A 13533-nucleotide genomic window follows, 5' to 3' on the forward strand; every position below is an offset into this window, starting at 1 on the left:
CCCATGAAAGCCTCAGCCCTCACCGCCCTCCTGATCGGAGCCTCCACTCTCGCTCTCGCCACCCGTGCCCAGGCGCAGGAAGTGGTCTTTGCTGACAATGCCGATCTTGCCGCCGCCGCCCTGCGTGGCGAGCGCGTCACGCAAGGGTCAGGCGTCACCCAGATCCGCCTGTCCAGCGGCGCGATGCTTTCGTTCGTCGAAGGCGCGGAGTTCCAGCTGCGCCCCGATGGCTCGGTCGATCTCTTCAAGGGCAACGTCACCGTCACCGGTGCAGGGATGAGCGAAACGCTCGTCCGCCTCGGCGGTCAGGGGACGGGCAAGATCGCGGGCGCAGGCTCGTCCGGCAGCTTCTCGGTTGCCACTGACGCCAGCGGCAAGACCATGGTCACGGGTCGCGTCCTTACCGGCCTTGCCAGCATTGCCAACGGGCGCGAGGAACGGCGCTTCAACGCCGGGCAGGCATGGGAAGTTGCCAACGGCCACCCCCGCCTTGCCACTTCGGCCCCCGTCGCGCCCGCCCCGCGCATGACCCCGCAGCGGCAGGCGCAGCTTGCGGCCCAAACGCCAGCTCCGGCACCGGCGCCCACACCAGCTACCGAACCGCAAGTCGCCGCGATCAGCGAAGGCGGCCCGGTTGCCGCTGCCGAAAACGGCGTGCCCGTGATCCTCGGCGAAGCGCTCGCAGCCGCTGGCGCCTCGGGCGATATCGTCTCCTCAGGCCAGCGCATCGAAGCGGCTGTGGCCAATCCCAGCCTCGAAACCTTCCCGTCCAGCGATCTTGCCGCCCTCGTCGCCTATGCCGCCCGGCTCGAGAGCCTCTACGGTGGCCAGCCGTTCAATCAGGCCCAGGCCGACGTGATCCGCGCCTACCTGAACTACCTCGCCAGCGGCCAGACCCAGGCGCAGTTCCTCACCGTATATGCCGGCCTGATGGTGCAGTTCCTCGATCTCGTCCGTTCGGGCGCGGCGCCGTCCTCGTTCAGCGGCACTTCGCTGGCGGACATCAACGCCTTCATCTCCTACCGCTCGCGCACCGATGGCTTTGCCGCGCTGTCGAGCCAGAACCGCGTGCTGGTCGATGCCTATCTCGCCTTCGTGCTGGGTGGTGGCAATGCCGACCAGTTCGTGTCGCGTTACACCTCGCTGACCAGCGCCTACTTCGCCTATATCCGCACAGGCGGCGATCCGCTGGCGTTTGCCGGCGCGACCCAGGCGACGATCAACGCCTATATCGGCTTCCTCAACGATTCCGGCCTGCTCGTCCGCCTTGCCGAAAGCGACCGCGCGCTGCTTCAGGCCTATCTCGCCAATGGCGGCACCACGTTCATCGCGCAGTACCGCACCGCGCTGACCACCTATTTCGCCTACCTCCAGAGCGGCCAGCTGCCGAGCGCCTACGAAGGCGCCGATCCTGCCGCGCTGCGCCAGTACCTCGAAACCCTGCAGGCGACCGGCCTGTTCGAACAGGTGCTGGGCGCGCAGGCGACGTTCTATGCGCAGTATCTCGCCTATCTGAAGGATGGTGGCACCATCGACGGCTGGCAGGGCCTGCCCGCCAATGTCTTTGCCGGCTATGCATCCGCGCTCGCCAGCTATCAGGCCTACCTTGCCGCAGGCGGCGTGCCGTCGGCCTACACCGCGCTCGATCCCGCCGTGCTGCGCCAGTACCTCGATGCCCTCGCCGCAGCGGGCGCGCTAGATCGTTTCCTCGGCGCACAGGCCACGTTCTATGCGCAGTACCTCGCCTACCTCACCAGTGGCGGGTCCATCGACGGCTGGCAGGGCCTGCCGTTCAACGTCTTCACCGGCTACGCCACGGCGCTGCAGGCCTATTACGAATTTCTCCAGAACGGCGGGTTGCCCTCTGCCTACACCGCACTGACGCAGGACGAGATCCGCCAGTATCTCGCCGCGCTTTCCGCCGTCGGCGCGAACGAGGCGTTCCTCGGCCAGCTCGCCAGCTTCTACTCGGCCTTCTTCACCTATCTTGCCAATGGTGGAAACCCGGACCTCTACACCGGCCTGCCGACCCCGCCGAACTACGAAGCCTTCGCCGATGCGCTCGCGGCCTATGTCGCCTACCTGCAGGCAGGCGGCGTGCCGAGCGCCTATACCGGGGCCGACCTTGCCCTGCTGCAGCAGTACATCAAGGCGCTGATCGACAGCGGCAAGCTTGCGACGCTGCTCGGCGCGCAGGCCGAATTCCTCACCGCCTATTATGCTTTCCTCACCGGCGGCGGCACGCCCGATGGCTACACCGCGCTGCCGGTCTACGCGACCTACGTCACCGCGCTCGAAGCCTACTACGCCTTCCTCGCAAACGGCGGGAAGCCATCGGAATATACCCTGCTCACGCAGGCGCAGATCCTCGCCTATCTCAAGGCGCTGACCGATGCCGGCGTGCTCGCCGCGCTGTTCGATGGCGCGACGCTGGCCTTCATCGAAAGCTTTTACGTCTATCTCGCAGGCGGTGGAAATCCGGACCTGTTCTCGGGGCTTCCCGGTTCGAGTGGCGGCACCGGGGGCGGAACCGGCGGCACGCGCCTCACCACCTACACCGGCGGTTTTCCGTCGAATGCCTCGGGTTCAAAGGCGCTTGCCGGGCACAACGGCAATATCCAGCCTGCCAACTCCACCCCCACGATCAACGCTGCCGGGGAGCTTGAAACCGCAGGCGACATCGCCACGCTTGGAGCCAAGGTCACCGACGTTGCGGGCGATGCCAGTGCCATTGTCGGGCGCTACTACGATGGCAACGCCCGCTTCAAGAACAGCCAGTTCGGCTTCGGCACCAACAACGGCCTGCCCTATGTCGTGCTCGCGCCCAAGGGCGGCACGCTGCCGGTTTCGGGCACGGTCGATTACAAGGTTCTGGCGGCAACCCGCCCGGTCTATTCCGACGGTCGCACCGCGCCGGGCACTTTCGATGCTGCGCTGACCATCGGCTTTTCCAGCAACAACCGCAATCTCACCTACCGCACGCTCGGCACGATCGTCATGCCCGAATCCGGCGGCGACGTGACCTACACCTTCAGCACGCCGAACTATGCCAATGGCCAGATGCAGGAGGTGATCTACGACAGCCTCGGCAACTACTTCTTCGGCAACAGCATGACCGGAACGGGCCAAGGATGCGTCGCCGGGGGCACGCCGTGCAACATCAGCTTCTACGGCGATTTCGCCGGGCAGGAGCAGGTCAACCGCCTCGGCCTGATGTACCAGACCTACGGCGGCAGCTTCAGCGCAGGCCGCATCCAGGGCGCGGTGATCTTCGGCAAGGACGGCACCCTGCCGGGCGGAACCACCGGTGGCGGGACGGGTGGCAGCGTGCTGACCAGCTACACCGGCGGCTTCAACGGCACGTCCCCACGCATCAACTTCGTAACAACCTTGCGGTTGCCGGATGGCCGTCTCATCACCGGCAGCGAACTGGGCTTCAGCGCCACGGCCTATACGCTCGATACCAACGGCGGGCTTCAGAGCTACACGCGCCCGGCCAACATAACGCGCACGCCCGGCACGATGACGGTCAGCGACGTTGCCGGGGATGCCGATATCGTGCTCGGCCGGTGGTCCAATGGCACCAACACCGGGGCCAACCCCTTTACCCTGACCGCCAACCAGGGGTTGCATTACTTCGCCGCGCGGGCCCTGCCGACAAACTTCTCGGCGCCGACGACAGGCATCGTCAGCTATGCTCTCTATGCCGCGACCAAGCCAACCTGGATCGACGGATCAAGCGCGCCGGGCACGTTCACCGGCAGCTTCAAGGTCAATTTCGGGCGTACCCTGCCGATAGTGGCGATGGAAGCGCGTATCGTCATGCCCGGCGGCAGTCTCAATGGTGCCGATTACGTCTATAACATCGCCACCACGGGCGGTCTTGCCGACATCTCGCAGTCGACAACGCAGTTCCAGCTCTATTCCAACGGGACCTTCGGCTTCGTCGCGCCCGGGGACGACGGATCGAGCCGCTGCACGAATTTCTGCACCGTGGCCGTCAACGGCAGCTTTGCCGGATCGGCAGACAAGGCGGCAATCACCTACGCCGCGCTGACGCCGGGCGGCGACAGCAAGTACATCATCGGCTCTGCTGCCTTCAGGGCCAGCGGGACCGTCGCCTCGTCCGGCTCGCCCACGATCAGCTTCGCGCCAACTGCGGTTCTGCAAAACGGCGGCACTAACGCGTCCTCGTCCGCCGAAGTCACGGTCTCGCCGGACGGCACGATCAGCCGGGTCAAGCTGACGCCAAACTCCAACATCCTCTACGGCACCTCCTCGGTGCTCAAGGAACACGGCCGGATCGATGATGCAGTGGCCTGGACGCGCTGGGACGATACCGCGAACAATGCCTCGACCAATCCTCAGGTTCATATCGTCACCGGAACCGCAGCAGCCAACCTCCCGGTAAGCGGGACGGTAAACTACGCCGTCGTCGGCTCGACCGCCCCGACCAACTTCAACGGGGCGGACGGCAACTCGGGAACGGCATCGGGCACGCTCGCCGTCCAGTTCGGCACGCAGGCCAAGGTCGGCTTCAACCTCAACGTCGCCACCGGTAACCGTGGCTGGACAATGGCAACGCCGGGCGGATCGGCAGACCCTGGCAACGGCGGCCTCGTTGTCGGCGGCGACATGCGCTTCGGTTCGGGCTCGGTTGCCATCGCGGCGGCAAACGCCAACAGCTGCATCGGTTCTTGCACCGCAAGCGTGGTGGGCGCGCTCTATGGCAACGCCGCCAGCCACGTCGGCCTTGGCTATCAGATCAGCGATTTTGCCCCGACTGGCGCGTTCACCGTCAACGGCGTGCTTGTCTTCGGCAAGGTTGCTCCTTGAACGGCAATTGCCGCGAAGATTAACGGCAATTGTCACGAGAGTGACGGGACAGTTGTGTGGGAGTCAGGGGGGAGTTGCCGCAGAGTTACCCCAGAGTTGGAAAGGGGCCGCACGGGGGTGCAGCCCCCCTTCTAGGGGAAGACCGATGCTTCGCAGGACCTTGACTTTCGCCGTGCTTTCAATGGTTTCGACTGCTGCCCTGGCTGCCGACAAGGAGCCGCCCGTCACGCTCGCCAAGTGCGACAAGAGCTATGGTTCGATCGCCCTGGTCGACGGCGAAACCCAAGGCTGGACCAAGTACGGCCTGTCCTCCCCGCGCGAGCTGATCGCCGCCATGGCCCGCGAATCCGGCTGCTTTTCGCTGCACGATCCGGCCAGCGGCAAGCCTGCCACGTTCCTGATGAACGTCATCGCCGGCGACAAGGAAGAAGTCGACCAAGCCATTGAAAAGGCTAAGGGTGTTGCAATGGAAGGCCTCGTCCGCTCGGGCGCGGCAAGCGGCATGATGCGCAGCATTCCAGGCGCCGGCTCGATGCTCGGCATGTTCGGCGGCTTCGGCGGCAAGAAGAAAGTGGTGGCCGCCGGCATCCGCCTGATCAGCCCGGCCAATGGGCAGACTGTTGCGTCGGGCTCAGGCGAGGTCAAGAAGACCACGATTTCCTTCGGAAACGGCGGCGGCACCCTTGGCGCAGTGGCCAGTGGAGCGACCGGCGCGGCCTATGCCGGGAGCAAGGACGGGCAGATGCTGATCGAGGCTTTCGTCAAGGCTTTCAACGGCTTGTCAGGCCAAGGCCCTGCGCTTGCCTCGCTCGCTCCGGCCGCCGCACCGGCACCGGCAGCACCTGCAAACGCCACGACCGCAATCGACACCAAGATGTTCACCGCGGCCGATCTCAAGTCCGCAACGCTTCGCACCGTGCGCGCCGGTACCGCTCTCACACCCACCGGTCAGCGGCAAGGTCTGTTCATCGAGGTCCAGGACAGCTTCGGCACCAAGGGCTGGGTCTCGGTCGAGGACATGCGCTGAAACGCTCGCGAAACGAAGGGTTGCAAGGCCACCGTCCGGCGTGAAATGATCGCGCCGGACGGTTCGGCCACGGCAAATGCCGGATCGGGGGCAGCGAAGATGGGCAATCTCAACATCCTATACGTCGAGGACGATCCACGCGCCGCGCAGGCCGTGCAGGAACTGGTGCTGGCCGACGGTGACCGGATGGCATGGGAGCAGACCGGGACGGCGGGCCTGCAGCGCGCCGGTGCCGAGGACTTCGACGTGATCATCCTCGACCGCATGCTGCCCGATCTCGATGGCCTGACGATCGTCTCGCGCCTGCGTTCGGCAGGTGTCGGCACGCCAGTGCTGATGCTTTCGGCCCTCGGCCGCAGCGAAAACCGCATTGAAGGGCTCGAGGCTGGCGTCGATGACTATCTTGCCAAACCTTACGAGCCGCAGGAGCTGGTAGCGCGGCTGCGCGCGCTGCATCGCCGCGCGGCGGGCGCGGTTCACGGCGCGGTGATCATCTACGGCGCGTTCGAATGCCACGTGAAGGCCCGCACCGCGTTCCGCTCGGGCAAGCACATCGCGCTAAGCCCCAAGGAATTCGCGCTCTTCCGTTATTTCATGGAAAACGCCGGCGAGACGGTGACGCGCGAAATGCTGCTGCGCGACGTGTGGAACATGAACTTCGATCCGCAGACCAACGTGGTCGACGTCAACATCGGCCGCCTCCGCCGCAAGCTCGAGGACGGCTTTGCCGCGCCCGCGCTCGAGACGATCTGGGGTGCAGGCTATCGACTGACGAGAGGCGAATGAAGCCTGCGCGAGTTCGAAGAAGGTCGATCTTCGGCCAATTGACGACCGCGTCGATCCTGATCGCAGTGATCGCTGTGGCTGTGCTGTTCGCGGTGACCACCATCACCGTCCAGCGCCAGACCCGCGCTTCGCTCTCGGCAACGGTCTCGACGGACCTTGCCGGCCTGATCGACATCTATGCCACGGCCGGGCGCGAGGAACTGTTGCGCCGCGTGGCCGACCGGCAAGCCGTGGTCAGCCTCGAGGGACGCCGTTCGCATTACATGGTCGCCGATGGCGGCGGGCGCCTGCTTGCCGGAGACGTGCGGCAATGGCCGCTGATCAATGCCGCCCGGTCGGAAGAAGGATTCGTCACGCTGGCGGGAGGGACGAACGTCTATGCCCAAGGCGCCAAGCTCGCGCCTGACCTGCAGTTGCTGGTCGCACGCGAATATGACCGCGACCGCACAGCCCTCGCTGTTCTTTCGGGCGCGTTCCTTGCCGTTGGCGCGGCCATCGTTGCCGCCGTGGCCTTTGTCGCGTGGATCACCGCGCGACACCTTGCGCGCAGGATGGACGCGGTGAATGCAGCGCTTGGCGCAGCCGCCGATGGCCGCGCGGCGAGCTTTCCGGCGCGACAGCGTGGTGGCGACGAGATCGACGAAATGGCCAGCCACGGTGCGCGGCTGCTGGCCCGGCAGGCGCAATTGCTCAAGGCCTACAAGCAGGTTTCTGAACACGTCGCGCACGAGGTCCGCACCCCGCTGATGCATCTCGACAACCGGCTCGGCGCGGCAATGCAGACACGTCCGGAGAACGCCGGCGGCCCGATCGGCCAATCGCGCGAGGATATCCGCGCGATCCTGTCGATGCTCGATTCCCTGCTCGACATCGCCTCGGCCGAAAGCCGCCGCGGCGATCTGGCCGGGCTGGCGGAGATCGACATGACTGCGCTCGTCACCAGCCTTGCCGACCTTTACGAAGGCAGCGCCGAAGATGCCGGGCTGACGCTGGAGACCGCGATCGCGCCGGGCGTGACCATGCTGGGCGAGCGCATGCAGATCACCCGGCTGCTTTCCAACCTGCTCGACAATGCGATCAAGTATGTGCCCGAGGGCGGGCGCGTGCGCCTGATCCTGCGTGCCGGGCCGCACGTGACCATCGAGGACGATGGCCCCGGAATCCCGCGCGACCAGCGGGACCGAGTGTTCGAACGCTTTTCCCGCGCCAATGCACCGGGCGACAAGCCCGGCCATGGCCTCGGCCTTGCTCTTTCCCGCGCCATTGCCGAACGTCACGGCCTTGTCCTGAGGCTGGGCGACGCCCCGCGCGGCGCGCAGTTCATCCTGGAGCCTGCACCATGAAGCCCTTAGCCATCGTCACCCTTGCCGGTGCCATCGCGCTGGCAAGTTGCGCCACCAACGCGCAGCACTCCGGGCGTGCCGCGCCGGTGCGTGAGGCACTGGCCATTCCAGCCGATCCGGCAGAGGGCGTGGCAAAACTGCTGGCAGAGGCAGACAGCGCTCAAGGCGATCCGCAACGACTGGGGACGATCCTCGCAGCGCTAGACAGCTTGGGCGCGCGGGCGATGCCCGGGGAACCGGATCCGGTGGCCCAATGGCGCGCAAAGGCCGTCATGCCCGATACGCCGCCTTATCGCGGGCGTGTGCTGGGGCCGGCCTACAAGGCAGGCATGATCAACCCCGGCGCAACCGTGCGCCTGCCGCAACTGTTTGATGGGGGGCGGTCCGCCCGCGTGGCCGTGGCAACACCCGGACAGGCCGCGCTCGATTTCACGGTTCTGGACGGTGAGGCAAAGCCGGTCTGCCCTCCCGCCAAGGCACGGACCCGCGAATGCATGTGGACGCCGCTGTTCAGCGGACGCTTCGAGATCGTGCTGATGAATCCATCCAGCAACGCCGCCGGCTATTATCTGGTGATCGACTAAGGGAGCGGCCGCGCTGGCAACGTGTGGAGGCCCGAGCCGGGCTTCCACTATTGCAGTTTTCTGCGGGTTAGCCATGTCTAACCACCCCGAAAGCACGCACGGATATCTGCGGCGTCCCAAGGCAGATGTCTAACCTAAAGAATCCGCCTGATCGCCAGATTGGCGCGTGTAGACCGTGCGGTACGTCGGCTGCGACGCGCGCAGCAGCTGGTAGGATGGACAGGGTATGCGAAGCCGGAATGCGAAATGAAAAGCAGATGGCTCTCCCCGGCCCTTGAGGGTCCGATGATCTCCAGAAAAGGTCAAAGCATAATGCCCGCCGTCATCGACTTCTCAGATTTCGACAGCTCACGCCGCCTCATGGCACTACCTGTCGAAGCACTGAAACCTCCAGTATCAAACGAACTGCGCGGATTTGGACTGCCCGCTGGAAGTCTCGATCTGCCGTTCTCGAACTTGATTCTATGCTCATCTCCAATTGCTCAGTCTTTCTTCCTGCCTCAGATGGAAAGGGCCCGTGACCATACGCAGAGAGATGTAATGCTGGTGCGGGCGGGCTTGGCACCGGAGATTCTCAATCCAGTGTTCGTTGACGTCGCAATGACATTGCCTTCGGGTCCAATCACTTTAACGGACCTGATTTTCACGAGACTGCGCGACGGTTCACTATGGCTTTCGCCCGTCGGCCGAGGCGCCCACTTGGAAATCCGACCAGATGGCCTTGCTCTTCGGACTACCCCGCCATTCCTGACCGATTTCGAGCGTTCAGACGGAGTTTGCCGTGCAGCAGCCGAAATAGTGCAATTAACGCGGTGAAAAGAAGTTCTTTGAAATGGTCAGAACCAATAGAGGCAATGGCGAAATCTCAAAGCAATCTTCAGCTCCATCTGACACTGATCTATGCACATGGCTTCTGACTGCCTATGTCGTGCGGGGCTCTCGTGTAGTATCTGTCCCATAGCGCATCCTTCCATTCTTGCATGGACGATGCATCACCAAATGCCGGGACGACACACCTAGTGGTCACACTCGGGCTTGGCCGGGAGAGCATCGATCGAGGCCCATCGGCGGTTTGGGCAATCAGATCATTAGAGGCACGAACAACAACCGCGACTCGCTTTATGCAGCCGCCAAACTGTCTAACAAGGCGGCACCACCTCGCTGCGTAAGAGCGCCTTGCTCCCGGACCCCGCTTAACAAATTAAAAGCTTTTGTTATCCGACGTGCACCGTTTTGGTAACCAAATGCGCTGCGACACCTTCGGGGCCGTCTTCGGAGCCGAAGCCTGACTCCTTCACCCCGCCGAACGGCGCATCGGGCCAAGTCGCGCGAACTTGGTTGATCATCACCATGCCAGCTTCGATAGCATCACCGAGAAGGTTCTGGCGTCGGCCATTCTCGGTGAAGCAATAGGCGGCAAGGCCGAAAGGAAGCCGGTTTGCTTCCCTGATGCCATCGTCGACACTTGCGAACGGACTGAGCAGTGCGACTGGGCCGAAAGGTTCTTGGTTCATCGCCCTCGCGTTTTCGGGAACGTCGGCAATCACCGTGGGCTGGAAGAAGAATCCACGCCCTTCGCCGCAGACACCGCCAGCCAGCACCCGAGCGCCGGAAGACCGCGCGTCAGATACCAGCCTTTCAAGGACCTCACGACCGCGCGAGTTGGCCATCGGCCCCATCTGGCTCGTCTCACTAAGGCCGTTGCAGACCTTGATCTGTTTCGTCCGCTCGGCAAATCCCCGCGCAAAGTCTTCGTAGATGCCCTCTTGGACATGAAAACGGGTCGGCGCCACGCACACCTGGCCGGCATTACGGAATTTGTGGCCGACGAGAATGTCGAGCGTCTTCTCAAGATCGCAATCGTCGAAGACGAGCACGGGCGCATGGCCGCCAAGTTCCATCGTCATCTTCATAACCGTGTCGGCGGCCAGCTTCATCAGATGCTTGCCGACTGGCACCGACCCGGTGAAGCTGAGCTTGCGGGTGATCGGGGACAAAAGCAGTCGGCGGGAAACCATATCGGGCACCCCGAACACAATCTGTGCCACATCGCCCGGCAAGCCCGCATCTTGGAAACAGCGCATCACTTCCACAGCGGTCCCAGGCGTTTCCTCGCTGGGTTTGAGGATGACGGAGCAACCGGCGGCCACGGCCGGTGCGATCTTGCGGACCACGTTCAACGCGGGGAAGTTCCATGCGCAGAAGGCCGCCACCGGGCCAACCGGCTGGTGCAACACCAGCGAGCGCATTCCTGTAGGTCTCATCAGCACGCGGCCATAGACGCGCACTGCTTCCCCTGCGTGGAAATCGATGAGCCCTGCCGCAGCAATGACTTCGCCCCTAGCTTCGGCAAGCGGCTTGCCCTGCTCCATCGTTGTAACGCGCGCAATGTGATCCGCACGTTCGCGCAATAGTTCGGCGGCTTTACGCAATACAGCTCCGCGCAGTTCTGGCGCTTCGACACGCCACGTCGCGAAGCCGTGCTTCGCGACCTCCAATGCATCGTGCAAGTCCGCATCGGACGCCAGCGGAAGCTCCGCCTGCATTTCACCGGTTGCTGGATTAAGCAACGAATGGTGGTCGCGGCCGCCGCCGGACACCCATTCGCCGCCGATGTACATACCCAGCGTCGCGGGATATTCCACGCTCATAGATGCTCCACCTTTGGTTCCCTCAGACCGCCTGTGCGGATGCCGACATCGAGCAGAACAACGCACGGATGCCTTCTGTCCACGGCGCCGCATCCCGCGATGTTACGACGTGGTTGGTCAAGGAACCCAGCCGGGAAGAAGATATCGTCACCCGATCACCGATCATATGCGTGAAGCCGCCGCCGGGCTCGGTGCGATCCTGCGTCGGAGCGAACAAGCTACCCAGGAAGAGGACGAATCCATCGGGATATTGATGCTCGGACAAGGCTTGCCGCAACAACTCGTTCGGGTCCCTGCTAATCTGGTTCATCGAACTGCCTGCTTCCATATGGAAACCTTCAGGGCCATCCACCGTCAGTTGCAATTCCGCATTGCGGATGTCATCCATGGTGAAGCCTTCGTCGAATAGCCGCACGAATGGACCGAGAGCGCACGACGCGTTGTTATCCTTGGCCTTGCCAAGCAATAATGCACTGCGGCCCTCGAAATCCCGCAGGTTCACGTCGTTACCCAAAGTCGCGCCCACGGGGCGTCCTTGCGCATCGATGACCAGCACAACCTCGGGCTCGGGATTGTTCCAAGCCGAATCCGAACGGATGCCGATCTCCCTGCCCCAGCCGCAGCTCGACAACACAGGTGCCTTGGTAAAAATCTCGGCATCGGGCCCGATGGCGACCTCAAGATATTGCGACCACATATCAGCCTCGATCAATGCCGCCTTCAATTTGGCCGCATCAGCGCTACCCGGCGTCACCGCCCGAATGTCACCTTCGATACGCTGGCCCAGCAGATCGCGGATCGCCTGGGCTCTTTCAGATTCCCCGCGAGTGCGCTCCTCGATCACTCGCTCGATGGCCGATACGGCGAAAGTGACACCGCAAGCCTTGATGCATTGAAGGTCGATCGGCGACAAAAGCTCAAACGTTCCGCCACCGACGGTAAGATCCTCAACATGGCATAGTGTCGACCCGTCTGCGTTGTGAGGCTCGGCCAAGTCGAACAGGTCGGACGTTGTGGCCGCGCTCCCGGAGACATCGATCACGCAGCCATTACGAACGAGGATGGGTATCGAGCGCGGCCCTATCTTCACCCGTCCGGCGAGCGTTGCTGACCCGGAGTCATCGGGAAGGGCTGAAGGTTCGAATTTTCGCATGATATCGCCTTGATTCGTGCAGCGCGCAGCATCCGACGCATCGCCATGGATGTTGACGATCTGTTCCTCAGACCGGTTCGACCGTGGGTAGATCGGCAATCCGCTCCGCAAGGGGGCAAAGCGCCGGCAGTGAAGCGCTCGGACTTGCTTCATACCAGAAGGACGCGGCCGACCAGTCGTCCAGCCGTTCCACGAACATCGCCTTGTACGCATCAGCGGTGGCGGGATTCGATCCGTTGAGGCCGATCTGCTGGATCGTGCCCCGGATATCCGTCTTCCAGAAGATCGGATCGGGAAGATGCCAGCGATACATCGACACGCGGCCAGTATCGATCCGATCGTCGCGTTCACGCCAATTCACGCCGTGAAAGCGAAACGGCGTCTGCTGAATGCAGAAGGATATAGCAGCATAGTCCTCGGCGCCGGTGCCGACGATCGTGGCGAAATCGCTGTCTCCGTCGAGGTAGAATTTCGCCTCGCCCTCGCCCCACCATTGTGGCGCCAAAGGGCGGATACCCAGCACCGTCCCAACGAACTTTCCAACGCCTTCGCGCCGGGGCATGAATTCAAAGTCCTGTCGCAACACGGTGGGATTGGACCGGCGGAAACAGGTATGAAGCCGACCGATAGTTTCGGGATGCCCGTCGCCGATCGTATAATCAACCTGATAGAAAAGCGGAATCTGATAATCGAGTTCATTGGTGAGCGTAAAGCGCGCGCCGCGGGTGAAGGGCATCGGCAGCCAGATATTCAAGCCGTTGCGTTGACCGACACTGTGGACCTTGCTTTCGAAAGGAGGCGTCCAGCCGTGGGCGAAGCCGAAAAAATCGCCAAGCGGACACTCGATCGCGGGATGGTCGGAACCCTCCCAGTATCCACGGATCACCGTCGCACGCATGATTTCCGGCGATTGCGTGGTCGTCATCCAGAGGTGCCTTATCGTGCCCGGCCCCGCGATATCCCACAGCTCGATACATTCGCCTGGCGCCACGAAGCGAGCGGGATCGCCCTTACGGCCGATCCCCAACGGACTTGCAGACATGCCGCCCCGCCCTTTACCGCCATCCCGGTTCTCGAAGCTTATCGACCTGGATTCCAGCCTGGTGTGAATGTCGAACGGCTGACCGGTATCTTCCCAAAAGCGCATGATCAT

At 63.4% G+C, this 13533-nt stretch carries 9 protein-coding genes; 6 read left to right on the forward strand and 3 right to left on the reverse strand.

The features are described 5' to 3' along the window. Window positions 1-3: 3 nt before the first annotated feature. The 6 genes from HGI46_RS19200 to HGI46_RS19225 all read left to right on the forward strand — a co-directional run bounded on the left by HGI46_RS19200 (window position 4) and on the right by HGI46_RS19225 (window position 9392). Complete coding sequence (locus HGI46_RS19200; protein WP_168905463.1) at window positions 4-4836, forward strand: hypothetical protein; 4833 nt, start codon at window positions 4-6, stop codon at window positions 4834-4836. A 181-nt stretch (window positions 4837-5017) separates the two neighbouring features. Then, complete coding sequence (locus HGI46_RS19205; protein WP_240946896.1) at window positions 5018-5863, forward strand: SH3 domain-containing protein; 846 nt, start codon at window positions 5018-5020, stop codon at window positions 5861-5863. A 99-nt stretch (window positions 5864-5962) separates the two neighbouring features. After that, a complete protein-coding gene (locus HGI46_RS19210; RefSeq protein ID WP_168905515.1) occupies window positions 5963-6649 on the forward strand; it encodes a response regulator transcription factor in 687 nt (228 codons plus the stop codon). Next, window positions 6646-7992 (forward strand): HAMP domain-containing sensor histidine kinase, encoded by a 1347-nt coding sequence (locus tag HGI46_RS19215; protein ID WP_168905465.1) that lies wholly within the window; start codon window positions 6646-6648, stop codon window positions 7990-7992. The genes HGI46_RS19210 and HGI46_RS19215 overlap by 4 nt, the downstream gene beginning before the upstream one ends. After that, window positions 7989-8576 (forward strand): hypothetical protein, encoded by a 588-nt coding sequence (locus HGI46_RS19220; protein WP_168905466.1) that lies wholly within the window; start codon window positions 7989-7991, stop codon window positions 8574-8576. Before HGI46_RS19215 ends, HGI46_RS19220 begins: the two co-directional genes overlap by 4 nt. A 312-nt stretch (window positions 8577-8888) precedes the next feature. Next, window positions 8889-9392 (forward strand): hypothetical protein, encoded by a 504-nt coding sequence (locus tag HGI46_RS19225; protein ID WP_168905467.1) that lies wholly within the window; start codon window positions 8889-8891, stop codon window positions 9390-9392. A 398-nt stretch (window positions 9393-9790) separates the two neighbouring features. Here HGI46_RS19225 and HGI46_RS19230 read toward each other — a convergent pair whose 3' ends face one another. Genes HGI46_RS19230 through HGI46_RS19240 form a run of 3 tightly spaced genes read right to left on the reverse strand, consistent with a single transcriptional unit; the run spans window position 9791 to window position 13533 of the window. Then, window positions 9791-11227, reverse strand: a complete 1437-nt coding sequence (locus HGI46_RS19230; protein ID WP_168905468.1) for an NAD-dependent succinate-semialdehyde dehydrogenase — start codon at window positions 11225-11227, stop codon at window positions 9791-9793. A 22-nt stretch (window positions 11228-11249) separates the two neighbouring features. Then, window positions 11250-12479 carry a fumarylacetoacetate hydrolase family protein gene (locus tag HGI46_RS19235; protein ID WP_240946897.1) on the reverse strand — a complete coding sequence of 410 codons (1230 nt, stop codon included), beginning with the start codon at window positions 12477-12479 and terminating at the stop codon, window positions 11250-11252. After that, window positions 12448-13533, reverse strand: coding sequence for a glycoside hydrolase family 172 protein (locus HGI46_RS19240; protein ID WP_168905469.1), 1086 nt, complete (start codon window positions 13531-13533; stop codon window positions 12448-12450). The genes HGI46_RS19235 and HGI46_RS19240 overlap by 32 nt, the downstream gene beginning before the upstream one ends.

This window comes from Novosphingobium sp. ERW19 (assembly GCF_012641315.1).
GTDB lineage: Bacteria > Pseudomonadota > Alphaproteobacteria > Sphingomonadales > Sphingomonadaceae > Novosphingobium.

Coding starts and splice junctions, on each gene's coding strand:
- HGI46_RS19210 (WP_168905515.1), top strand. CDS start 5,963: ATGGGCAATCTCAACATCCTATACGTCGAGGACGATCCACGCGCCGCG.
- HGI46_RS19205 (WP_240946896.1), top strand. CDS start 5,018: ATGGTTTCGACTGCTGCCCTGGCTGCCGACAAGGAGCCGCCCGTCACG.
- HGI46_RS19230 (WP_168905468.1), bottom strand. CDS start 11,227: ATGAGCGTGGAATATCCCGCGACGCTGGGTATGTACATCGGCGGCGAA.
- HGI46_RS19225 (WP_168905467.1), top strand. CDS start 8,889: ATGCCCGCCGTCATCGACTTCTCAGATTTCGACAGCTCACGCCGCCTC.
- HGI46_RS19200 (WP_168905463.1), top strand. CDS start 4: ATGAAAGCCTCAGCCCTCACCGCCCTCCTGATCGGAGCCTCCACTCTC.
- HGI46_RS19220 (WP_168905466.1), top strand. CDS start 7,989: ATGAAGCCCTTAGCCATCGTCACCCTTGCCGGTGCCATCGCGCTGGCA.
- HGI46_RS19240 (WP_168905469.1), bottom strand. CDS start 13,533: ATGATCATGCGCTTTTGGGAAGATACCGGTCAGCCGTTCGACATTCAC.
- HGI46_RS19215 (WP_168905465.1), top strand. CDS start 6,646: ATGAAGCCTGCGCGAGTTCGAAGAAGGTCGATCTTCGGCCAATTGACG.